Annotated in this window: 15 protein-coding genes and 1 tRNA gene; 5 read left to right on the top strand and 11 right to left on the bottom strand. The window is 71.6% G+C overall.

Features of this window, described 5'->3' with window-relative positions; translation table 11 throughout:
- Window positions 1-10 precede the first annotated feature (10 nt).
- The 3 genes from ACIREE_RS31275 to ACIREE_RS31265 form a co-directional block, all read right to left on the bottom strand.
- Window positions 11-2,380 (bottom strand): FUSC family protein, encoded by a 2,370-nt coding sequence (locus tag ACIREE_RS31275; RefSeq protein ID WP_404159547.1) that lies wholly within the window; start codon window positions 2,378-2,380, stop codon window positions 11-13.
- Between the two features lie 34 nt (window positions 2,381-2,414).
- Window positions 2,415-2,828, bottom strand: a complete 414-nt coding sequence (locus tag ACIREE_RS31270; RefSeq protein ID WP_404159544.1) for an ArsR/SmtB family transcription factor — start codon at window positions 2,826-2,828, stop codon at window positions 2,415-2,417.
- 371 nt (window positions 2,829-3,199) lie between these two features.
- Window positions 3,200-4,300, bottom strand: coding sequence for a DUF2786 domain-containing protein (locus ACIREE_RS31265; protein ID WP_404159542.1), 1,101 nt, complete (start codon window positions 4,298-4,300; stop codon window positions 3,200-3,202).
- A gap of 209 nt (window positions 4,301-4,509) precedes the next feature.
- Here ACIREE_RS31265 and ACIREE_RS31260 point away from each other — a divergent pair, with 209 nt between their 5' ends.
- Window positions 4,510-5,280 (top strand): oxidoreductase, encoded by a 771-nt coding sequence (locus tag ACIREE_RS31260; protein ID WP_404159540.1) that lies wholly within the window; start codon window positions 4,510-4,512, stop codon window positions 5,278-5,280.
- Window positions 5,281-5,364: 84 nt separating this feature from the next.
- On the opposite strand, the gene ACIREE_RS31255 is transcribed toward ACIREE_RS31260, so the two are convergent.
- Window positions 5,365-6,237: a LysR family transcriptional regulator gene (locus ACIREE_RS31255; protein ID WP_404159537.1), complete on the bottom strand. Its 873-nt coding sequence runs from the start codon at window positions 6,235-6,237 to the stop codon at window positions 5,365-5,367.
- 133 nt (window positions 6,238-6,370) lie between these two features.
- Window positions 6,371-7,309 carry a class A beta-lactamase gene (gene bla / locus ACIREE_RS31250; RefSeq protein ID WP_404159534.1) on the bottom strand — a complete coding sequence of 313 codons (939 nt, stop codon included), beginning with the start codon at window positions 7,307-7,309 and terminating at the stop codon, window positions 6,371-6,373.
- Between the two features lie 270 nt (window positions 7,310-7,579).
- On the opposite strand from bla, the gene ACIREE_RS31245 reads away from it, so the two are divergent.
- The 3 genes from ACIREE_RS31245 to ACIREE_RS31235 all read left to right on the top strand — a co-directional run bounded on the left by ACIREE_RS31245 (window position 7,580) and on the right by ACIREE_RS31235 (window position 10,741).
- Complete coding sequence (locus tag ACIREE_RS31245) at window positions 7,580-9,286, top strand: bifunctional 3'-5' exonuclease/DNA polymerase (protein ID WP_404159780.1); 1,707 nt, start codon at window positions 7,580-7,582, stop codon at window positions 9,284-9,286.
- 142 nt (window positions 9,287-9,428) lie between these two features.
- Window positions 9,429-9,974: a hypothetical protein gene (locus tag ACIREE_RS31240; protein WP_404159532.1), complete on the top strand. Its 546-nt coding sequence runs from the start codon at window positions 9,429-9,431 to the stop codon at window positions 9,972-9,974.
- A 38-nt stretch (window positions 9,975-10,012) separates the two neighbouring features.
- Window positions 10,013-10,741, top strand: a complete 729-nt coding sequence (locus ACIREE_RS31235; protein WP_404159529.1) for an SDR family oxidoreductase — start codon at window positions 10,013-10,015, stop codon at window positions 10,739-10,741.
- A 91-nt stretch (window positions 10,742-10,832) separates the two neighbouring features.
- On the opposite strand, the gene ACIREE_RS31230 is transcribed toward ACIREE_RS31235, so the two are convergent.
- The 4 genes from ACIREE_RS31230 to ACIREE_RS31215 form a co-directional block, all read right to left on the bottom strand.
- Entirely contained in the window at window positions 10,833-12,125 is a 1,293-nt protein-coding gene (locus ACIREE_RS31230; protein ID WP_404159526.1) for a YrhB domain-containing protein, read from the bottom strand.
- A 140-nt stretch (window positions 12,126-12,265) separates the two neighbouring features.
- Window positions 12,266-12,339 (bottom strand) — tRNA-Thr (locus tag ACIREE_RS31225).
- Between the two features lie 105 nt (window positions 12,340-12,444).
- Window positions 12,445-14,031 carry an alpha/beta hydrolase gene (locus ACIREE_RS31220; RefSeq protein ID WP_404159524.1) on the bottom strand — a complete coding sequence of 529 codons (1,587 nt, stop codon included), beginning with the start codon at window positions 14,029-14,031 and terminating at the stop codon, window positions 12,445-12,447.
- 100 nt (window positions 14,032-14,131) lie between these two features.
- Window positions 14,132-15,337 (bottom strand): DNA polymerase III subunit delta', encoded by a 1,206-nt coding sequence (locus ACIREE_RS31215; RefSeq protein WP_404159521.1) that lies wholly within the window; start codon window positions 15,335-15,337, stop codon window positions 14,132-14,134.
- Window positions 15,338-15,458: 121 nt separating this feature from the next.
- On the opposite strand from ACIREE_RS31215, the gene ACIREE_RS31210 reads away from it, so the two are divergent.
- Entirely contained in the window at window positions 15,459-15,959 is a 501-nt protein-coding gene (locus ACIREE_RS31210) for a GNAT family N-acetyltransferase (protein WP_404159517.1), read from the top strand.
- Between the two features lie 25 nt (window positions 15,960-15,984).
- On the opposite strand, the gene tmk is transcribed toward ACIREE_RS31210, so the two are convergent.
- Window positions 15,985-19,176, bottom strand: a complete 3,192-nt coding sequence (gene tmk, locus ACIREE_RS31205) for a dTMP kinase (protein WP_404159514.1) — start codon at window positions 19,174-19,176, stop codon at window positions 15,985-15,987.
- 194 nt (window positions 19,177-19,370) lie between these two features.
- The gene (gene topA / locus ACIREE_RS31200; RefSeq protein WP_404159511.1) at window positions 19,371-22,196 is read right to left on the bottom strand and encodes a type I DNA topoisomerase; all 2,826 of its coding nucleotides are present in this window, start codon (window positions 22,194-22,196) and stop codon (window positions 19,371-19,373) included.
- Window positions 22,197-22,554 lie beyond the last annotated feature (358 nt).

The following is a 22,554-nucleotide window of genomic DNA, read 5'->3' as shown; positions in this document are numbered from 1 at the left end:
CGGAGGGGGCTCAGGGGTCGCGCGGCCCGTCCGCCTTTTCCGTGGGCTTCACCGTCATCGGCGGCTCGTCGGTGTCCAGCGCGTCGGAAAGCTCCTCCAGAGTTTCTACGAGCATGCCCGCGCCGCGCCGTACGACGCGGTCGGGGACGCCCTCGCCGTCCCAGGCGTCGAGGGCCGCGCGGACCGGTTTCCAGCCGGGGACGCGGCGTTCGCGGATGGCCCGGGCACCGTCGCGGGTCGCGGCGCGCAGGGCGTCGGCGAGGACGGCCGCGGCGGGAACGGGCGTGGCGTCACGCTCCGGGAGGTGGGCCTCCACCAGCATCGCGACGCGGCCCAGGCGGTGCAGGGCGTGCGCGGCGTCGTCGGCGGCGGCGTTGGACAGACCGCGATGGCGTACGGGCTCGGTCCTGGCCCGGGCCGCGGCCTCCTCCCAGGCGATGTGCGCGTCCCGGGCCTTGAGCAGCGCCTCGCGGACGTCCGGGCAGGCCTTGCCCGCCGGGTGGGCGTAGTGGTCGACGACGACGGCCGCGTACTCGCCGAGCGCGACCAGCCAGTCGGCGAGGCGGGTGCGCAGGCGCGGGGTCTCCCAGGCCGGGTAGAGCGCGTACGACAGCATCGCGAGGAGGCCACCGGCGAGGGTGAGCACGACGCGCTCGGGGACCGTCTGGCTCCAGGTCTGGCCGCCCATGCCGAGCAGGAAGACGACGTACGCGGCGACGCAGACCTGGGCCGGGAGCTGGCCCGTGCGCATGAGCAGGTACATCAGGCCCGCGCACAGCACGGCGAGGGCGGCGGACAGCTGCGTGCCGGGGTGGGCGAGCTGGACGACGGCGGTGGCCAGGGCGACGCCGACGAGGGTGCCGGAGAAACGGGCGACCGCGCGCGAGTACGTCTGCGAGAAGTCCGGGCGCATGACCATGACGGCCGACATGGGGGCCCAGTAGCCGTGGCCCAGGGGGAGGAGATCGCCGAGGAGGAAGCCGGCCACGGCGACGGTGGCGACGCGGGTCGCGTGCCGCAGGATCGGAGAGCCGGGCCGGGCCTCTTTGCGGATCGCCCGCACGACGACCGGGAGCAACCGCAGGAGGCTGGGCCGGTTCAGGGGCTTCAGCGGTGCCTGGGCGGGGTTCGCCGGGCCGAGCCCGCCGGGGGGCACCGACTGCTCCGGAGCTGATTGAGGCGTCTCGGGACCGGGCCTCCCCGGAGGCGGCTGCGGCTGGGCCGGGTTCGCTGGGCCGGAGTCCCCCGGAGGCGGTTGCTGCTCCGGGGCTGCCTGTGAGCCATCCGTGCGGGTGCCCATGGGAGACGGGGCGCGGCGCCTGATGCCTCGCCGGATGCCGTGCGCCCAGTCGGCGGTGGCCCGCAGCGGGGCGATCGGTCCCCCGGACCCCGGTTCCACACCGCCCGCCGTCTCCACCACGTCCCGCAGCAGGGAGCCGAGCCGGGACGCCGCCCGGCTCGGCGGGCCGGAGAGGATCGCGCCGGTGTCCGGGGTGCGGAAGGCCGCGATGGAGCCCGCCGGGATGTCGACCGGGGCGCCGTGCCGGATCGCGCGGGCCGCCGCGTCCAGGATCGAGCCCGTGGCGGCCAGCAGTTCGCGGACCCGGTCGCGCTCGGGGCCCTCGGCGGAGGCGCCGACCGCCGGGTCAGCGAGGGAGGCGAGGACCGGCCGGATGCGCTCGGCGACACCGCGTGTGCCGTGCAGCTGGGCGGGGCGGGTGCGGGCCTGGCGGGGGGTGAGCGCGGCGGCGCTGCGGGCCAGCATCAGCGGCGCCGGATCGAACCCGGCGACCGGGTCGTGGCGCAGCCGGCGCGCGTAGTCGGCCTCTGCGGCGAGCGCGTCGGCGAGTGCGTCGCGGTGCGCTCCCCAGCGGCGTACGGGAAAGAGGATCACCAGGGCCGCCTGGACCAGGCCGCCGAAGGCCATCATCGCCGCGTGGCCCGCCGCCTCGGCGATCGTGGTCGGCAGGGTGATGGTGACCAGCATCATCGCGACGTTCGACGACGCGATGATGCCGATGGTCGGGCCGGCCGCCCAGGACAGGCCCGCCAGGAACGTCCAGAGCGCGAGCAACGGCACGAACAGGAACAGGTGGGAGCCGGTGAGGTAACCGAGGAAGGTGGAGACGCCGAGGCTCGCCCCGGAGGCGAGGGCCAGTTCCGGCCGGGGCCGCCAACTGCGCTGGAACGTGGCGATCGCCGCCTGGAACCCGCCGAACGCCGAACCTGCCGCCACCGCCGGGCCGAACAGGGACAGGCTGACGGCGATCACGATCGCGAGTCCCGTCGCGCCGCGCAGGGCGATCAGGGGTTCCAGACGTTTCCGCTCGACGGTCAGGCCCGAGCGGGTGGTGTCCTTCAGCGCCCGGAACCAGCTCACTCCGCCAGAATACGGTCAATACTCGGCAATACGGTCAGCCTGCTACGCCATCCCGGAGGACCAGGTCCAGCAGCCCGGGAAAACGTTCGTCGAATTCGGCACGCCGCAGCCGGTTGAACCGCTTGGGCCCCGCGTCCCGCTGCTCCAGCAGACCCGATTCGCGCAACACCGAGAAATGCCTGCTCAGCGTCGCCTTGGTGACCGGCACATCGAAGGTGCCGCAGGCTCGCGCCCAGTCGTCGGCCCCCGCCAGCTCCCGCACGAGGGTGCGGCGAACCGGATCGGAGAGCGCGAGCAGCGCCGCCTCCAGCGGCACGTCCGCCGGATCGACATGCACGGGCGCGGGACGGTGACTCGCCACCGCCCGAGCCGCCTGGGTCGCCTGACCCGCCTGTCCCGTCTGACCCGTCTGACCCGTCCGCCCGTCCGGTGTCGCCTGTGTCGCCATGCCGCCGCTCCCTGCCGAGCTGTAGTCGGGCCCCTGCCGGGCCGCCATCGACCCGCTGTCGGACCGCTGACGGGCCACTGGCGAGCGAGCCCTTGCCGAGTGTTCGATGCCGCGCGTACACTCTCGCCGCATTGAGTGTTCGCTCTTTAGCGAACAGTCTATCCCCTCGCCAGCCCCTCCCCGGGTTCGTCGCCGTGGAGAAGCGGGCGGCGGATCCGATGCTGCCGCCCGCTCGCACGCCGTCGCGGCCGGTCGCGCTGTTCCCCGCGCCCCTGACGTGCACCCGAGGGGCGCGGGGACTGCGCGAGCAATGCACAACGGCTCCCACCCGTCCGCCGACGAACCCGACAGCGCACGGCGACCACGCGGCGCTACGACTCCCCGGCCACCCGGGCCCGCTCCGCCGCGGCGGTGCCCTGCGTCCAGCCCGCCTCGTCGGTGACTCCTCTCATCCGGGTCGTCACCGTCTCGGGGAACATTTCCTCCGCGCGGCCGGTGACGGCGACGTCCCGCGCCGCGAGGACCGGCAGCAACTCGCCCTGCTCACCCGCCACTTCACCGGCGACCGCCGCCAACCGGTCGCCGATCCGGTGCGCGTACGCGGCCAGGAACGACTGCCGGAACGTCTTCGTGCGCTTACGGCCGGAGGCCCGCTGCTCGGCCTCGGCCCGCGTCATCGCCGCGGAGGCCTGCACCAGCAGTGACGTATGGAGAACCTCCACCGCCTCCAGGTCCGGCTCGAAGCCGACGACCGTCGAGAAGCCGAACCCGCTGTTCCACACCGCGCGGCAGCGGTTCGCGCCGGCCACCGCGTCGAGAAGCACCGCCTTCGCCGTCTCGTACGGGGCGTCGACGCCGATCCGGCACGCGGCGGGCGCGTCCTTCGCCTGCGTACGGGACGCGAGCAGCGCCTCGTCGACGGAGTGCCGGGCCATCAGCTCCTGCGCCTTCGCCGACAGCGCCTCGGCCTCGGGCGGGTACCCGGTCGCCTCGGCCTTCGCGAGCAGCGCGCGGATCCGGGCCAGGGCGCGCGGCTCGCCCGCGACGGGCACGCTGACGGCTTCCCCCGGCACCGGACCGACCGGTTCGATCGCGGGCAGCCGCAGCAGCAGCCGGTACAGCTCCAGGGCTGTCGTGGCGCCGGAGAAGCGGTCCCGGCGGGGCGCGTCGGCAGGCAGGTCGGCGAGCTGCCCCTGCCAGCGCGGCGGCAGCTTCGCGTACCGCCCGGTCTCCGCGCGGATCAGCGACGCGGCGAGCCCCATGTGCTCCGCGGACAGCTCACGTCCGACCATCCGCACCACGTCGGCGGGCTGCCAGCCGCGCTCCCAGGCACGGCGCACGAACTCCCGCCCCCGCAGAGCGAGTTCGGCGTCCGATGACGGGTCGGCGGCGAGCAGTGACGCCCCGGTGTCCAGGTCGGGGTCGGCGGTGAACAGCGCGGCGGCGAAGGCGCGCTCGACAGTGGAGCTCATGCCTTGATGGTCTCAGCATCGCCGACGCATGCCCGCCGAAGGCCCCCTCGCGGGATATAGGAATTCCCTATGGCTCCCGCTGGGATTTCATCTTTGCTCTTCGTCGCTTTCCGCTCGTAACGTGAAACACCTCGACGCGGCACCCACTCCCTCCCTTTTTTGTCGAGCTGCTGAATACAAGAATGAGCACCATCGAGAGGAACGGCGAAATGACCACAACGGAGAACGGATCAGTAACGCGAGAACTCGCAGGAAAGCGGGCCTTGGTCACGGGCGGTTCGCGCGGAATCGGCGCGGCCATCGTGCGCCAACTCCTGGACGCGGGCGCCCAGGTGCTCGCCACCGCCAGGTCGAAGACGGACACGGTGCCGGACGGCGCCGCCTTCGTGGAGGCCGATGTACGGACACGGGCCGGGGCCGAGGCGATCGCCGAGGCCGCGCGGGAGGCGCTCGGCGGGGTCGACATCCTGATCAACAACGCGGGGGGAGCGCGACCGTTCCCGAGCGCCTCGGCCATCCCCGACGAGGAGTGGCAGGACCAGCTCGACCTGAACTTCCTGGCGTCAGTACGGCTGGACTCGCTGCTGACTCCGGACATGCGTGAACGGCGTTCGGGCGTGGTCGTGCACGTCTCCTCGGCTGCCGTCCCCACCTCGGCGCCACCGTTCCTGCACTACACGGCGGCGAAGGCGGCGCTGCAGAACTACAGCCGCGGGCTGGCCCTGGAGCTGGCCCCGTTCGGAGTCCGGGTCAACGCGGTGTCTCCCGGCAGGACCACCACACCGGGCGGCGAGGCGACGCGGGAGCAGTGGGCGAGCCTGAACGAGGGGCCGGGCCAGGACAACACCGCCCCTCCGCTGGGACGCGACGGCCGCCCTGACGACATCGCCGACGCGGTGTTGTTCCTCGTATCGGACCGGGCGAGCTGGCTGACCGGAAGGAACCTCACCGTGGACGGCGGCGAATTCCCCGTGGGCTGACACCCCGCCGAAGCGAAAGGGAAAGCGAAAGGGAAAGCGAAAGAGACAGTGAAAGGAGGGGCCCTCTTACGTAAAAGGGGGCCCCTAATACCAGGTCTCCTGCCGCAGAAATTCAAGCAGGGCCGTTTCCGCCGGGCCCGCGCCGGGCCGGATCGCGGCAACGGTGGGCATGGAAACGGCGGGGAGGACCGGACGCGTGAGGTGCTCGAATCCGGGCGGCACCGCGGAGGTCGGAACGAGGGTCACCCCCAGCCCGTGGGCGGCCCAGCGCACGGCCGTCGCTGTCTGGGAGACGCGGGCGACCGTGGTCGGGGCCAGCTCATTGGCCCGCAGCACGTCCCGCAGCACGCCGTCCAGCGCGCTGCTCCGGTCGAACCTGATCCACGGCTCCCGCGCCACTTCGCGCAGTTCGACCCGGTCCGCGGCGAGCTGCGCGTGCTCGGTACTCAGCACCACGACGAACTCCTCGTCGCCGAGGTGGTGGCCCTCGTACAGACCCTCCTCGCACGGCCCCGCCATCAGGCCGAGGTCCACCACGCCCCGGCGCGCCATCCGCTCCAGCTCGGCGGGGTTCGCCTCCTCGAACACGGTGATCTGCAGCCGCGGGAAGCGGCGGCGCAACGCGCTCAGCGCACCCGGCAGTTGCCGGGTGCCGAGGCCCATCTGCGCCGCGACCACCAGCTCGCCCTCCAGTTCGTCGGCGCCGGCCCGCGCCGTCGCCCGCGCCCGCCGGGCCGCCCCCACCGCGACCTCCGCGTCCCGGAGGAACGCGCGGCCGACCACAGTGGGCACGAGCCCGGCCGGTGTGCGGGCGAACAGCGTCACGCCGAGTTCCCGCTCCAAGCCGCGGATCTGCTGGGACACCGACGGCTGGGCGACACGCAGGAGCTCCGCCGCCGCCGTCACCGAGCCCGCCTCGGCAACGGCCAGGGCGTACTCGAACTGCCGAAGGCTCATCGGCTCCCGTTCCCTCCGCGCAGTAGCGCGCGCCTCGGTCCACCCCGTTGCGATCGAGTTGATCCTGGTGGTTGATCCTGGTCATCGTGGACAACTCGGTTCCGCCGACGGAGATTCCCGGAGGGGCGAGGGGTCAGACGGAGGCGATCAACTCGGCAGCACGCGCGACCAATTGATCGTCCGGCGTGGCGTCCTTCGTGGACCGGGTGGTGAGCACGGACAGCACGACGGGGGCGCCGGACGGAGTCCAGGCGATGCCGACGTCGTTCGCCGTGCCGTACGAACCCGTACCGGTCTTGTCGGCGAGAACCCAACCGTCGGGCAGCCCGGCACGGAACCGCTTGTCGCTGGTGGTGTTCGCCAGCATCCATCCCGCGAGCCGCGCCCGGTCTCCATGGTCGAGCACCCGGCCGAGGACGAGCCGGGCGTACGTGCCCCCGATGGCGCGCGGCGTGGTGGTGTCCGTCCGCCGCCCGGGCTCGGCCGAGTTCAGCTCGGGCTCCCAGCGGTCGAGCCGGGTCACCCGGTCCCCGGCCGAGCGGGCGAAGCGGGTGACGGCGGTGGGGCCGCCGAGGTGGTGCAGGAGGAGATTGGCGGCGGTGTTGTCGCTGTAGGAGATCGCGGCGCCGCACAGCTCGGCGACGGTCATCCCATGGGCCACGTTCTCGGCGCGGCCGGTGACGGGGGCGCCGCCCGCCCGGTCGATGTCGGCCTGCGTGTAGCGGATGCGGCGGGCCAGGAACGTACCGTCGTGATCGAGGTCGCGCAGCACCGCGGCAACGGCAAGGGTCTTGAAGGTGGAACAGAGCGGGAAGCGCTCGTCGGCGCGGTGGGTGACCACGGCCCCGGTGCGGAGGTTCTGCGCGAACACCCCCAGGCGGGCGCCGTGTTCACGTTCCAGCAAGGCCAGGCGGCGACCGATCCCGCCCGCGGCGAGCCCGTCGGCGGCGTGAGCGGTACCGATAAGGGGTCCGGCCAGGGCGGTCGCGCCCAGAGCGGTGCCGGTGGTCAGCAGAGTGCGGCGGCTGATGTGCAAAACGGTTCCGTCCTCTTCGGTTCTATCTCTGTACATCCGTACGGGCACCTGTACCTGTACCTGCACTGGTCTCTGTGCCTGCACTGGTCCCCGTACCTGTACTGGTCTTGGTACCTGTACTGAACTGGTCCCCGTACCTGCACTGGTCTTGGTACCTGTACTGAACTGATCTCTGTACCTGTACTGAAGTGATCTCTGTGCGGCCGAGTGAAACAGCGGCCCCGCGGCTCCGGGCGTCCGCACCGCGACATTGGCTGGAATGTTGGCCACAAGGAAATGTCAGTGGCGGGTGTGACACTCGGCCATGTGAACGAGCGCTGGGCTCTCGCCCCCACCGAGCACGGCGGCGCCGACGTCGTGCCGCTGGGCCGGGACGGGCTGCCCGCCGGGCCGGTCGTCAGGGAGCCCGACCTGGTCGAAGCCGTGCGGGAGCGGGCCGACGTGGCCCGGTGGGTGTGGCGGGACACGCACGCGGTGTACCCGCGGCTGCTCGCCGCCGGGGTGCGGGTCGAGCGCTGCTACGACATCGAGGCCGCCGAGAACCTGCTGCTGGCCCACGAGGGCCGGCACGGCGAGCCCCGTTCCGCCGCCGCGGCCCTGGCCAGGCTGCGGAATGCGCCCGTGCCGCCGGACCCGCCGCCCCGCGTGGCCGAGCCCGGCTCCCAGTCGTCGCTGTTCGAGCCGCGTCCACCCGTGGACGTAACCCTGAGCGATCTCGTCGAGGTCTACGCGGACCAGCAGCGCAGACACGCGGCGACGGGCCTGCCTGACCGGATGCGGCTGCTCACCGCGTCGGAGTCGGCGGGCATGCTGGTGGCCGCCGAGATGCACGCGGCCGGGCTGCCGTGGCGCGCCGATGTGCACCGGGATCTGCTGCACGAGCTGCTCGGCGAGCGGTACGCGGGTGGCGGCGAGCCGCGCCGCCTGGCGGAGCTGGCGGACGAGGTGTCGGCGGCGTTCGGCCGGCGAGTACGTCCCGAGCTGCCCGCCGACGTGGTGAAGGCGTTCGCGGGCGCCGGAATCAAGATCACGTCGACCCGGCGCTGGGAGATCAGCTCCATCGACCACCCGGCCGTGGAGCCGCTGCTCGAGTACAAGAAGCTGTACCGGATCTACACCGCGCACGGGTGGTCGTGGTTGCAGGACTGGGTGCGGGACGGCCGGTTCAGACCCGAGTACCTGCCGGGCGGCTCGGTCTCGGGCCGCTGGACGACGAACGGCGGCGGGGCGCTGCAGATCCCGAAGGTCATCCGGCGCGCGGTCGTCGCCGACCCGGGCTGGCGCCTCGTCGTCGCCGACGCCGCGCAGATGGAGCCGCGGGTGCTCGCCGCGATCGCCCGCGACCCGGCGTTCATGGAAGTCGCGGGGCAGAGCGGGGACTTGTACCAGTCGGTCTCGGACCGCGCGTTCTCCGGCGACCGCGGCCAGGCCAAGCTCGCGGTGCTCGGCGCCATATACGGGCAGACGTCGGGCGACGGCCTGAAGAACCTCGCGCTGCTGCGCCGCCGCTTCCCGAAGGCGGTCGCCTACGTCGACGAGGCAGCCCGGGCCGGCGAGGAGGGCCGCCTCGTGCGCACCTGGCTGGGCCGCACCTGCCCGCCGGCCGTGGGCGCCGCCGACGCGGAGGAGGCGGGCCTGCCCCAGACCGGGCCCGACCAGGCGCCCCCGGACGGCGAGACGCCGCGATCCAACGGATACGGCTACGGCTACGCCTCCTCGAACTCCCGCGCCCGCGGGCGCTTCACGCGCAACTTCGTGGTGCAGGGCAGCGCCGCCGACTGGGCCCTCCTGATGCTGGCCGCGCTGCGGCGAACGCTGGCCGGGACGGCGGCGGAGCTGGTCTTCTTCCAGCACGACGAGGTGATCGTGCACTGCCCCGAACACGAGACGTCCCGGGTGACCGAGGCGATCCGGGAGGCCTCGGACCTGGCCGGACTGCTGACGTTCGGAGAGACGCCGGTGCGGTTCCCGTTCACGGTGGCGGTGGTGGAGTGCTATGCGGACGCCAAGTGACGGCCTGCTTCTGACTACCGCCCCCGTGATCGACGCGGATGATATGACGAGCATGCCGTCGGCGAGACGGGCTCCGATAGGCTGACGATCGCGAACGCCGACCCCCAAAAAGGGCAGGGCATGACATAAAGGGAGCAGTCTGATGTCGACCCGCAGGATACCCGCCGGTGGCTGGATCGTCGTTCTGCTGGTCGCCGCCCTCGCCGCGATCTCCGCCGTCGCGGTACAGGCCTCTCAGAGCACTCCCGCGAAGAGCACCGCGAATGCCGATTCCAAGCCGAGTGCGAGTCCGCACCCTTCCGCCACCAAGCCCAAGGTGTACAAAATTCCCGACGGCTCCGGGGCCGGGCGACGGATCGTCTATTCGCTCTCCCAGAAAAGGGTCTGGCTGATCCCCGAAGGCGAATCCACCGCCCGTACGTTCACCGTATGGCCGGGCAATGTGCCCCCGGCGCGGGGAGAGCACCCGGTGACCTTCCGCCGCGCGACGGGCACGGGAAGCGATGGCGTACAAATCGAGCACGCGGTCTATTTCGGTGCCCAGTCGGCCTTCTCCAACGCTGTCGACGGCTCCTCTCCCGCGCCGGACAGCACGGTGCGGACCGGCGCGATTCGCGAGAGCGTCGCGGACGGAACAGCCCTGTGGAAGTTCGCCACGAAGGGGACCGCCGTTCACGTGGTCGGCTGAGGGCGGACTGTTTCGCACCAGGAACAAGGACCAACATCATGAGACTCGACCACCACCGCGTCGTCATCACTGCTGCCGGGCGCGACTTCGGGCGAACTCTGGCCATCCGGCTCGCGGACCTCGGCGCCGAGGTCTTCCTGTCCGCACGCAGCCTCGATGCCGCCGAGCGTGTCCGGGACGAGATCCGAGACCGAGGCCATCAGCTGGTCCACGCATACGCCTGCGACCTGACGGATCCCGCCTCGATCCGCGACTTCGCTTCCGGCGTCGCCCAGCACACCGACCGCGTCGACATCCTGATCAACAACGGCTCGCGCTACCTCGAAGGGCCGGATCTCCAGTCAGCGTCCGACGCCGACATCGTCGACACCATCGCATCCGGCGCCACGGGCACGATTCTGACCGTGAAGAGCTTCCTCCCGCTCCTGCTCAACTCGGACAAGCCGGACGTGGTGACGATGGTCTCCGCCTGCGGAACGGCCGGACATCACCGCTCGGACGCACACGACGCCTTCTATGCGGCCAAGAGCGCACAGGCCGGGTTCACCGAGATCCTCTCCAAGCGCCTACGGCCCCAAGGTGTCCGGGTGATATCGCTCTACCCGCCCGACTTCGACAACACCGACCCGCTCTCCGAGGAGTGGGAAACCGCCCCGCGCGGGGCCGACGATCCCCTCGCCGGCCAGTCGCTCGTGGAGTGCATCCTCTTCGCCGTCGCCCAGCCCCGCGACTGCTTCATCAAGGCGTTCCACTTCGAACAGGTCTGACCGCTCGCCTACGTGCAGGCACTCGTAACCGAAGTCGTAACCGAAGCCCCGGTGTGCCGCCTGGGAGCCGACGTCAGCCTTGCCCGCGGTGTCATCGGTACCGGATCACGTGCAGAGCCCGTACGCCCGTCTCGTCCAGGGAGACCGGCTCGTCGGAGGAGCCGTCCACGAGGACGACGCCCGTCTCCGTGGTCAGCGCCGTCACCAGCCATCCGACCGCTTCCCGTCCTCGCCCGTCCGTCCGCCGTACCCGGATCAGGCTCCGTGCTCCCGCCGGAAACGCGGAGATTTCGTCGATCGCCGACTGCCAGACCTGGTGGTCGGAGGTCGAGAGAACCGGCCCGAGCTCGGCCAGCGTCGGCTGGAACCAGTACGCGCGCCCCGGTGCGGGCGGCACCGGAAACGTTCCGGAGCCCGGGTTACGTCCTTGGTCCCAGTGTGCGAGCCAGGCCCACGGTGCGGAGTTCGGCAGGTGGAACGGTGCGCCGGCGTCCTTGGGCACGACGACGGTCGCGTCGAGCAGAATGTCCGGCCAGCGGCCCTCGATCAGGTGGCGTCGGGTGTCACAGGAGAACACCCAGCCGCGGGCCGTCTCGTCGCCGGGCCCGGGATCGACCAGCGCCACCTCGCCGCCGTACGCGCTGTCCAGCCACTGCTGCGCCTTGAGGCGGGCCGCCTCGAAGCCGTGAGCGGGCCCTTCCCATGGCGCACGCACGGTCTGCGGCAGGGCGCGTACGAGAAGCAGCTCACGCACGTTGGCGGTGTCGAGCCGTGCCAGAGAGGAAGCGAGGGGGTCGAGGAAGACGACGCTCCCCTTGTTGTTGTGCCCGTAGAGCAGGTTGCCCGTGACCTCGTGCCCCCCGGCCTCACGGCGTACCCACACCACGCCGCGCGTGTCGGGCCCCGTCTCGGCCATCGCCCTGACCGCGTCGTCCCAACTGCCCACCGCAACCGGCTCGAAGTCGGGGAAGTAGCGCTGCTGCAGCCGGGCCCACCACCCTGGTGCCTCGTCCGACGGCTGCCAGGGCAGAGGCGTCGACGGGGCACGGTCGATCATCGTATGCACGGTGACGAGGCAGCCGCGGGCGTTGATCCTGCGCGGCTGGTTCCGGACCCGGGCGAGCGCCTCTTCATGCGAGGCCGCAGGCGCGAGGTCAGCGAACGGTGCGCTCGGTGACGGGTGGAACGGAACGCTGCCGTCCTTCGGAACAACGACGGAGGCCGCGAGCATGGGCGTCTGCGGATAGCCGGATTGCGGCACGGTACGGCAGGGGAACAGCCAGGCCGTGGGGCCCTCATGCACGGGGTGTGGTGCGGCGAGCTCCACCAGTCCGCGATATAGCTGATGGAGCCAGGCGGCCGCGGTCCGGTCGGGAGTGGGCATCTACGTATGAGCCTTACTTGAGGGCCAGTTACCAGAACCGAGACCGGGGGCAGCAAGGCGCCCCGCGTTCGACGTCTGCGCCGCGTCCGCCAAAAGCAAAAGCCCCAGATCACGGCGAGTGAGTTCTGGGGCTTCCACAGAGCCGCCTTCGGGATTCGAACCCGAGACCTACGCATTACGAGTGCGTTGCTCTGGCCAGCTGAGCTAAGGCGGCGCCGCCGCGCGCACCTGAGTGCGTCAGCAACGTCGCCAATCCTACACGCTCCTCCGGGGTGGTCCGCCCATCCTTTTATGGGCCGGGATCACCCGGGGCCACCCGTCACGAGCAGCGCTTTCCGTCCTTCGGCGGGGTGCCGGTGAGCAGGTAGGTGTCGATCGCCCCGTCGATGCAGTCGCTGCCGCGGCCGTACGCCGTGTGGCCGTCGCCCTCGTAGGTGAGGAGGCGGCCGGAGGAGAGCTGGGCGGCGAGGGCCTTGGCCCACGGGTAGGGGGTGGCCGGGTCGCGGGTGGTGCCGACCACGACGATGGGGGCGGCGCCGTCCGCGGTGATGCGGTGCGCTTCGCCGGTGGGCGGCACCGGCCAGGAGGCGCAGTTCAGGGAGGACCAGGCGAGGCCCGCGCCGAAGACCGGGGATGCCTTCTCGAAGGAGGGCAGTGCGTCCTCGACCTCCTTCGCGGAGGTGAAGGACGGCGGCTGGTCGAGGCAGTTCACGGCGGCGTTGGCGAACATCAGGTTGGTGTAGGTGCCGTCGGGGTCGCGCTCGTAGTAGCTGTCGGAGAGGGCGAGCAGGCCCGCGCCGTCCTTTTTCGTCATGGCCGCGGTGAGCGCCTCACGCAGCTGCGGCCAGGCTCCCTCGTCGTACATCGCGGCGATCACGCCGGTCGTGGCGAGGGCTTCGCCGAGCTTGCGGCCGTCGGGATCGCCCGTGCCGAGCGGGGTGCGATCGAGCGTGGTGAAGAACGACTTGAGACGCTTGCCCGCCTGGTCCGGGGTGCCGGTGCCGAGGGGGCAGCCGGAGCGGGCCACACAGTCCTTGGCGAAGGAGGTGAACGCCGTTTCGAAGCCGGCGGTCTGCTCCCGGTTCAGGTCGCGCGCGGAGAGGGACGGGTCCATCGCGCCGTCGAGGACCAGGCGTCCCACCCGCTCCGGGTACAGGCCCGCGTAGGTCGCACCGAGGAACGTGCCGTAGGAGGCGCCGACGTAGTTCAGCTTCTCGTCGCCGACGGCCGCGCGCACGAGGTCCATGTCGCGGGCCGCCTCGACGGTGGAGACGTGCGGCAGGATGCGCTTGGAGGTCCTGTCGGTCGTCTCACAGCCGGCCGCGAACTTCTTGAAGGCGGCGGAGAGTTGATCCTTCTCGTGGCTGTCGTCGGGGGTGACGTCGGTCTGCGTGTACGTGTCCATCTGTTTGCCGTCGAGGCAGGTGACGGGCGCGCTGCGGGCGACGCCGCGCGGGTCTACGGCGACCATGTCGTAGCGGGCGCGGACCTCTTTCGGGTAGCCGATGCCCGCGTACGACTGGAGGTAGCCGACCGCGGAGCCGCCGGGGCCGCCCGGGTTGACCAGGAGCGAGCCGAGGCGCTTGCCCGGACCCGTGGCCTTCTTGCGGGAGACGGCGAGATCGATGTCGCCGGCGGACGGCTTGGCGTAGTCGAGCGGCGCCTTGAGGGTGGCGCACTCGAACCCCGGGGCGCCGCACTTGCGCCACTTCGGACTCTGGTCGTAGTAGGCGCTCAGCCGGGACTGGTCGGAGCTGGGCAGCGCGGCGAGCGAGGCATCCGCGGTCTCCGAACTCCCCGGCGAACAGGCCGAGATGGCCGACATACCGGTCAGCAGCAGTCCGGTGGCGGCGGCGAGAAGGGGGGTACGGCGGCGGGGGGTGATGGGGTGGCGCCTGAAGTACATCGAGCGAGCGTAACCCTCCGCGCGGGCCGGGTCACTTTGAGTAGCAAACTACGCACCATAAGGGTTGTGCGGCCCGTAGGGGTCGGCCCTCTCCTTGTCCTTATCCGGCTCGCAGCGCCATGGTCATCGCCTCGACCGCGAGCAGCGGCGCCACATTGCGGTCGAGGGCGGTCCTGCACGCCCCGATCGCCTCGATCCGCCGGAGCGTCGACTCGGGCGACGTGCCCCGCGCCAGCCGCTCCAGCGTGTCCTGGACATCCGTGTTGGCGAGCGCCACCCGCGAACCGAGCTGCAGCGCCAGCACATCCCGGTACACACCCGTCAGCTCGGTGAGCGCCAGATCGAGGGAGTCGCGCTGCGAACGCGTCCTGCGGCGCTTCTGCTTGTCCTCCAGGTCCTTCATGACCCCGGCCGTGCCGCGCGGCATCCGGCTGCCGCCCTGCCCACCGAGGGCCGCTTTCAGCTCCTCGGTCTCCTTGGTGTCGACCTCCTCGGCGAGCTGCTTGGAGTCCTCCGCCGCCGCGTCGACCAGCTCCTGCGCCGCCTTGAGACAGCCGCCGACGTCCTCGACGCGCAGCGGCATCTTCAGCACCGCCGCCCTGCGCTCCCGCGCGCGCGGGTCGGTGGCCAGGCGCCGGGCCCGGTCGATGTGGCCCTGGGTGGCGCGCGCGGCCGTGGCGGCGACGGCGGGCTCGATGCCGTCGCGTCGTACGAGCATGTCGGCGACGGCGTCCACGGCGGGTGTGCTCAGCGTCAGCAGCCGGCAGCGGGAGCGGATCGTGGGCAGCGCGTCCTCCACCGAGGGCGCGCACAGCAGCCACACCGTGCGCGGGGCGGGCTCCTCCACGGCCTTCAGCACGGCGTTCGCCGACTTCTCGTTGAGCCGCTCGGCGTCCTCCACGAGGATCACCTGCCAGCGGCCGGTCGCCGGTGACGTGTACGACTTGCGGACGGTGTCGCGCATGTCCTCGGCCAGGATCTGCGTGCCGACCGCGGCCACGGTCGTGACATCCGCGTGCGTGCCGAGCAGGGCGGTGTGGCAGCCGTCGCAGAATCCGCAGCCGGGGGCGCCGCCGAGCGCTCTGTCCGGTGACACGCACTGCAGCGCCGCCGCGAAGGCCCGCGCCGCGGTGACCCGGCCCGCGCCCGGCGGCCCGGTGAACATCCAGGCGTGCGTCATCTTCGAGGCCTCGGGCGGCGGTGTGCCGGCCCGGACGGCGGTCACCAGGGCGTCCGCGTCCCGCGCGGCCGCGTCCAGCTCCGCGACCACGCGCTCCTGACCGACCAGGTCGTCCCATACGGCCATGGGGATACCGCCTTTCCTTGAGCCCTCAAGCCCACAAGCCCTCGAACCCTCGGGCCCGCAAGCTCCAGCCATTGTGCCGGGCGCCACTGACAACACCGACCGCAGCGAGTTGGCTACGCGGATGACCCCTCCCCCGATCCCCCCGATTCCTCCGGTCCCGCCGATCCGGAATCTGCGCATCGAGACCCTGACCGGCGACGCGGGCGCCGACGGCTCGCTGGTCGCCGACTGGCAGCACGTGCACAACACGGTCGTACCGGTCGACTCGGCGTACCTCTCCCCCGGCGATGTCACCGAGCGGGCCGGGCGCAACGTACTGGAGGTCGCCTACGCCGGAGACGTCCTCGTCGGCTGCTCGACCGTGCGGGCCCCGCGGGACGGGGTGGCCACGGTGATCTCACGGGTGCTGCCCGAGCAACGGGGGCAGGGGTTCGGCGCGGCGCTGTACGAGCGCGGGCTCGACACCGCACGCGCCCTGGGCGCCGAGCGGTTCGAGACGGTCGTGCTGGCCTCGAACACGGCGGGGCTGCGCTTCGCGGAGCGGGCCGGGTTCACCGAGGAGGTCGATCGCTACCGGCTCGACGGGGACGCGGTGGACTGGGTGGAGCTCCGGCTGACCTGAGCTCCACACCCTCCGCCGACAGGACCTATCGGCGTCGCCGCCGGCCCCGGCCCTCGTCCTCGTCGATGTCGTCGTCCTGCCCGCCCAGCAGCTCGTCCGCCAGCGACGGCAGGTCGTCGAGCGGCGTCTCCTCCGCCCAGTCCGAGCGGGGGCGGCGGCGCGGCCGGCCCTCTTCGTCGACCTGCGGCAGCTCCGCCGTGACGTCGGCGCCGCCCTCCGGCTGCCCGGTCCGCTCGTCGCGGAAGTAACCCGGCGGCACTCTGTCCTGCGTCGCGTCGGACACCTGCGGGAGCACGGCCGTCTCGTCGGCCGCGCCGGCCGGCGGCAGCGGCAGCTGCGCCGTCTCCTCGACGTCCCGGACCGGCGGCAGCACCGCGGTCTCCTCGGCGTCCCTGACGGGCGGCAGCACCGCCGTCTCCTCGGCCTCGGACGGCGTCTGCGGCCGCACCATCGGCGTCTGGAGCGTCGTCTCGCTGTCCCGCTCCGGAGCCGTGTTCGCCTCACGGGCATCGGTACCAGTAGCGGTATCGGTATCGGTCGTACGGGAGTCGGCCTTGCGCATATCGGCCTTACGGGGATGCGTGGACCGCGTCGGCACGGACGGGGACGTGGCCGCGGACGCGCTCGCCTGAGCCGCCTGCGCGGCCTGCGCCGCGAGCCGCCGCGCCTCTTCCGCGCGCAGCAGTGCCTCCTCGGCCTTGCGCTGCTTCTCCAGGCGCCGCTCCTCGGCCTCGGCCCTGAGCCGCGCCTCCTCCTCGGCCTGCTTGCGGCGGCGCTCCTCCTCGACGGCGCGGGCCTGCTCCTCGGCGAGGAGACGGGCCTGCTCGGCCTCGGCCTTCTTGCGGGCCTCCTCGGCGCGCTGCCGGGCCTCCTCCGCCTGGCGCTCGGCCTCGATGCGCTGCGCCTCCTCCATCTCGCGGCGCGTGCGCTCCTCCTCCTCGGCGCGCAACTTGGCGAGCTGCTCCTGCCGCTCGCGCTCGACCCGCTCCTCCTCGGCCTTGCGCGCGGCCTCTTCCTCGGCCTTGCGCCGCGCCTCTTCCTCGGCGGCCTTGCGGGCCTCTTCCTGCGCCTTGATCTCCGCTTCGGAGAGCGGCAGGAGGAGGTCGAGACGGTGGCGGACGACAGTCGTCACGGCTTCCGGCTCCTGGCCCGCGTCGACCACGAGGTAGCGGCCCGGGTCGCTGGCGGCCAGCGTCAGGAAACCGGAGCGCACGCGCGTGTGGAACTCCGTCGGCTCCGACTCGAGGCGGTCCGGCGCTTCGGTGAACCGCTCGCGCGCGGCCTCCGGGTCCACGTCGAGCAGCACCGTCAGATGCGGCACGAGCCCGCTGGTGGCCCACCGGTTGATGCGGGCGACCTCGGTCGGCGACAGGTCGCGGCCCGCGCCCTGGTAGGCGACGGACGAGTCGATGTAGCGGTCGGAGATGACGATCGCGCCGCGCTCCAGTGCGGGCCGCACGACGGTGTCGACGTGCTCGGCGCGGTCGGCGGCGTAGAGCAGCGCCTCGGCGCGGTGCGACAGACCGGCGGACGAGACGTCGAGCAGGATCGAGCGCAGCCGCTTGCCGACGGGCGTGGCCCCCGGCTCGCGCGTGACCACGACCTCGTGGCCCTTGCCGCGGATCCACTCCGCGAGGGCCTCCGCCTGGGTCGACTTCCCGGCGCCGTCGCCGCCTTCGAGGGCGATGAAGAATCCGGTCGCGGCCGGGGCCTGCGCCGGGTCGTTCCCCTTGAGCAGCGCTTCCTTCAGGTCGTGCCGCAGCGGTACGCCGCTGCGGTCGTCGGCCTTGGCGAGGACCAGCGCGGCGACGGGCAGCAGCAGTGCGCCGACCAGCATCAGCGTGAACGCGGCGCCGCCGTGCGCGAACACGAACTTGCCGTTCTCCAGGCGGTGCGGCCCGATGAGCGCGGCGAGCAGCGGTGCGATCAGGGCGCCGAGGGCGACGCTGACGCGGACGACGGCCTGCAGGTGTTCGGTGATGCGGGCCCGCCGGTACTCCTCGGCTTCCTGGTCGAGGAGGGCGTGCCCGGTGTTGGCCGCGACGCCCGCGGCGACTCCCGCCACCGTGACGAGCAGGATCACGCTGGTCACGTCCGGGTCGAGCCCGGCGCCAAGGAGCGCGATGCCGGTGAGTGCGATGACGAGGGCGAGCAGCCGGCGCCGGGACAGTGCCGGCAGCACGGTCGGCGCGGTGCGGATGCCGATGACGGTGCCGCCGGTCAGTCCGAGCACGAGCAGCCCGAACGTCACGGGGCCGCCGCCCAGGTCCTTGGCGTGCAGCACGGAGACGGCGACAGCGGCCGAGATCGCACCGGCGACGGCGGCGCAGGCGAGGACGAGCAGCGGGATCGCGCCCGTACGTCCCTTGTCGATGCCGCTGCCGGTCTTCGGGCGGCGCAGTCCTTCGAGCGGCGACCGCGCGCGCGGGGTCTGCGCGCCGGGCAGTTCGAGGAAGAAGACGACGGACAGCGAGGCGGCGAACAGCCCCGCGCCCACGTACGACGAGAGCGCCACCTGGTGCTGGGCGAACCAGTCGACGCCCGCGCCGATCAGGTTCTGCACGAGGGTGACGACCACGAGTACGGCCGCGGCCAGCGGGATCGCCACGAATCCGGTACGCAGCGAGAGGCGGCGCAGCGCGTCCATGTGGTCCGGCAACGGCCGCACGGCCGCGCCCTCCAGCGGCGGCGCGGGCAGCAGGGACGGTGCCGCGCTCTCCTTGGCGACGGTCCAGAACCGCTCGGCGACCCCGATGACGAACGCCGTCACGAGGATCAGCGCCATCGCGTTGTCCGGAGTCCAGTCGATCCACAGCGGCGCGACGATCAGCAGCGCGGCCCGCAGCCCGTCGGCGGCGACCATGGTCCAGCGCCGGTCGAGCGGTCCGCCGGGGGTCGTCAGCGAGGTCAGCGGTCCGAGCAGGACGGCGCCGAACAGCAGCGTGGACAGAATGCGCGCCCCGAACACGGTGGCGACGGCGAGGGCCACGCCCCGGTACCCGCCGCCGAACGACCCTTCGGAAATGGCCGTCTGCAGCGCGAGCACCACGAGCACAAGCAGCCCGAGTACATCACCGACCCCGCCTACGAGTTGCGCGGACCACAGGCGCTTCAGTTCGGGTACACGCAGGAGTGCGCGCACGGCACGCTCTCGGGAGTCCGCTACCAAGGCGTCGTCCGGGGCCGTGTGGGGGGTCGGCTGCTCGGCACGGGTCATTCGTCCAGCCTATCGGGACGGGCCGACACTCCGAGCGCCCACCCGAACAAACGGACGCCCCCGGTCACCGATCCCGGGGGCGTCCACCTACATAAGCCGCGTACTGCTTCCTACTTACCGCTCTTTACTACCAACTACGCACTACTAACAGCGCACTGCTCACGACCTACTACCTACTACCTACTACCTACTACCTACTGCTCTGCGGGAGCCGCCTTCTTGGCAGGCGCCTTCTTGGCAGCGGTCTTCTTCGCAGTGGTCGTCTTGGCCGCGGTCTTCTTCGCTGCCGTCTTCTTCGCTGCCGTCTTCTTGGCGGGGGCCTTCTTGGCCGCTGCCTTCTTGGCGGTCTTCTTGGCCGGCCCCTTGGCCCGCTTCTCCGCGAGGAGTTCGTACCCGCGCTCGGGGGTGATCTCCTCCACCGAGTCGTCGGAGCGCAACGTGGCGTTCGTCTCGCCATCGGTGACGTACGCGCCGAAGCGGCCGTCCTTCACGACGACCGGCTTCCCGCTGACCGGGTCCTCGCCGAGCTCCTTCAGCGGCGGCTTGGCGGCCGCGCGCCCGCGCTGCTTGGGCTGGGAGTAGATCTCCAGGGCCTCTTCGAGCGTGATGGTGAAGAGCTGGTCCTCGGTCTGCAGCGACCGCGAGTCCGTGCCCTTCTTCAGGTACGGCCCGTACCGCCCGTTCTGCGCGGTGATCTCGACGCCCTCGGCGTCGGCCCCCACCACACGCGGCAGCGACATCAGCTTGAGGGCGTCGGCCAGGGTCACCGTGTCGAGCGACATGGACTTGAAGAGGGAGGCGGTGCGCGGCTTGACCGCGTTCTTGCCGGTCTTCGGGGTGTCCTCGGGGAGCACCTCGGTGACGTACGGACCGTAGCGTCCGTCCTTGGCGATGATCTGGTGACCGCTCTCCGGGTCCGCGCCCAGCTCGAAGTCGCCGCTCGGCTTGGCGAGCAGCTCCTCGGCGTACTCGACCGAGAGCTCGTCGGGGGCGAGGTCCTCGGGGACGTCCGCGCGCTGGTGGTTCTCGGAGTCGCGCTCGCCGCGCTCGATGTAGGGGCCGTAGCGCCCGACGCGCAGCATGATGTCGCTGCCGACCGGGAAGGAGGAGATCTCGCGGGCGTCGATCGCGCCCAGGTCCGTCACGAGCTCCTTGAGGCCGCCGAGGTGGTCCCCGTCGCCGTTGCCCGCGTCGGCCGCGCTGGCGTCGCCCGAGCCTTCACCGAAGTAGAAGCGGCGCAGCCACGGCACGGCCTGTGCCTCGCCCCGCGCGATGCGGTCGAGGTCGTCCTCCATCTTGGCGGTGAAGTCGTAGTCGACGAGCCGCCCGAAGTGCTTCTCCAGGAGGTTGACGACGGCGAACGACAAGAAGGAGGGCACAAGAGCCGTCCCCTTCTTGAAGACGTAACCGCGGTCGAGGATGGTGCCGAGAATCGACGCATACGTAGAGGGGCGGCCGATCTCGCGCTCTTCCAGCTCCTTGACGAGCGAGGCCTCGGTGTACCGGGCCGGCGGCTTGGTCGCGTGGCCGTCGACGGAGAGTTCCTCGGCGGAGAGCGGGTCGCCCTCGGTGACCTGCGGAAGCCGGCGCTCGCGGTCGTCCAGCTCCGCGTTCGGGTCGTCGGCGCCCTCGACGTAGGCCTTGAGGAAGCCGTGGAAGGTGATGGTCTTGCCGGACGCGCTGAACTCGGCGTCGCGGCCGTCGCTCGAGCGGCCCGCGATCTTCACGGTGACCGAGTTGCCGACCGCGTCCTTCATCTGAGAGGCGACGGTGCGCTTCCAGATCAGCTCGTAGAGCTTGAACTGGTCGCCGGTCAGGCCGGTCTCGGCAGGCGTGCGGAAGCGGTCGCCGGAGGGGCGGATCGCCTCGTGCGCCTCCTGCGCGTTCTTCACCTTGCCGGCGTACGTGCGCGGCTTGTCCGGCAGGTAGTCGCCGCCGTACAACTGCGTGACCTGGGCACGGGCGGCCGAGACCGCCGTGTCCGACAGGGTCGTGGAGTCCGTACGCATATAGGTGATGAAGCCGTTCTCGTACAGCTTCTGCGCCACCTGCATGGTCGACTTCGCGCCGAAGCCCAGCTTGCGCGAGGCCTCCTGCTGCAGCGTCGTCGTACGGAAGGGTGCGTACGGCGAGCGACGGTAGGGCTTGGACTCGACCGAGCGGACGGCGAACGACGTGTCCTGAAGGGCGGCGGCGAGCGCTCGCGCGTTCGCCTCGTCCAGGTGCAGGGTGTTCGCCGAGTTCCCGCCCTTGATCTGACCGAGCGAGTCGAAGTCCCGGCCCTGGGCGATGCGCTTGCCGTCGACCGCGCTGAGGCGCGCGACCAGCGACGAGGGGTCGGAGGAGTCACCTGCCCGGCCGGTCGCGAACGTGCCCGTCAGGTCCCAGTACTCGGCGGAGCGGAAGGCGATGCGCTCGCGCTCCCGCTCGACGACGAGGCGGGTGGCCACGGACTGGACACGGCCCGCCGAGAGGCGCGGCATGACCTTCTTCCACAGGACCGGCGAGACCTCGTAGCCGTAGAGGCGGTCGAGGATGCGGCGGGTCTCCTGGGCGTCGACCATCCGCTTGTTGAGCTCGCGGGGGTTGGCGACGGCGCTGCGGATCGCGTCCTTGGTGATCTCGTGGAAGACCATCCGGTGGACGGGGACCTTGGGCTTCAGGACCTCCAGGAGGTGCCACGCGATGGCTTCGCCCTCGCGGTCCTCATCGGTGGCCAGGAAGAGTTCGTCGGAGTCCTTCAGCAGGTCCTTGAGCTTCTTGACCTGCGCCTTCTTGTCGGCGTTGACGACGTAGATCGGCTCGAAGTCGTTCTCGACGTCCACGCCGAGGCGGCGCACCTCGCCCGTGTACTTGTCGGGCACCTCGGCGGCGCCGCTGGGGAGGTCGCGGATGTGCCCGACGCTCGCTTCGACGACGTACCCAGGGCCGAGATAGCCCTTGATCGTCTTCGCCTTGGCGGGCGACTCGACGATGACGAGTCGGCGGCCGCCCTGTGCGGTCTCGCTGGTCGGGGACAACTTCGCTCTTCTCTCCGGTCGGCGGTTGAGACTGTCCAGTCGGTGTCTCGTCGGTAGATATTCGTTAGTTATTGGGCACTGCTGCGGAGTGTGACGGTACCTCCCGCCGGTGTGTCAAACGGGAAAAGCACGCAGCAGCCACTCGGAACGGTAACCCGACTCCTCGTGATCCTGCCCCCGGACCGGGGAGCGGACGCCTCGGCTCCGGGTGACCGAAGCCTCACCGTGTGTTGCGCGGGGGGCCACATTCCTGTCACGAGCGTCCCCATTGCGCACCTATCGCGCTCCCTCGCTCCACTCCCTTATCTGCTCCTGACAAGATGGCCGAACGGCTGGGGGAGCCCGAGGGAAGCCCCGG

Source organism: Streptomyces sp. NPDC102467, assembly GCF_044765445.1.
In the GTDB taxonomy this organism is placed as follows: domain Bacteria; phylum Actinomycetota; class Actinomycetes; order Streptomycetales; family Streptomycetaceae; genus Streptomyces.
This window is presented reverse-complemented; position numbering and strand designations above follow the sequence as displayed.

Excerpts from the sequence above, each read along its gene's own strand:
- ACIREE_RS31270 (WP_404159544.1), bottom strand. The coding sequence starts at position 2,828 with ATGGCGACACAGGCGACACCGGACGGGCGGACGGGTCAGACGGGTCAG.
- ACIREE_RS31265 (WP_404159542.1), bottom strand. The coding sequence starts at position 4,300 with ATGAGCTCCACTGTCGAGCGCGCCTTCGCCGCCGCGCTGTTCACCGCC.
- ACIREE_RS31260 (WP_404159540.1), top strand. The coding sequence starts at position 4,510 with ATGACCACAACGGAGAACGGATCAGTAACGCGAGAACTCGCAGGAAAG.
- ACIREE_RS31255 (WP_404159537.1), bottom strand. The coding sequence starts at position 6,237 with ATGAGCCTTCGGCAGTTCGAGTACGCCCTGGCCGTTGCCGAGGCGGGC.
- bla (WP_404159534.1), bottom strand. The coding sequence starts at position 7,309 with ATGTACAGAGATAGAACCGAAGAGGACGGAACCGTTTTGCACATCAGC.
- ACIREE_RS31240 (WP_404159532.1), top strand. The coding sequence starts at position 9,429 with ATGTCGACCCGCAGGATACCCGCCGGTGGCTGGATCGTCGTTCTGCTG.
- ACIREE_RS31235 (WP_404159529.1), top strand. The coding sequence starts at position 10,013 with ATGAGACTCGACCACCACCGCGTCGTCATCACTGCTGCCGGGCGCGAC.
- ACIREE_RS31230 (WP_404159526.1), bottom strand. The coding sequence starts at position 12,125 with ATGCCCACTCCCGACCGGACCGCGGCCGCCTGGCTCCATCAGCTATAT.
- ACIREE_RS31220 (WP_404159524.1), bottom strand. The coding sequence starts at position 14,031 with ATGTACTTCAGGCGCCACCCCATCACCCCCCGCCGCCGTACCCCCCTT.
- ACIREE_RS31215 (WP_404159521.1), bottom strand. The coding sequence starts at position 15,337 with ATGGCCGTATGGGACGACCTGGTCGGTCAGGAGCGCGTGGTCGCGGAG.
- ACIREE_RS31210 (WP_404159517.1), top strand. The coding sequence starts at position 15,459 with ATGACCCCTCCCCCGATCCCCCCGATTCCTCCGGTCCCGCCGATCCGG.
- tmk (WP_404159514.1), bottom strand. The coding sequence starts at position 19,176 with ATGACCCGTGCCGAGCAGCCGACCCCCCACACGGCCCCGGACGACGCC.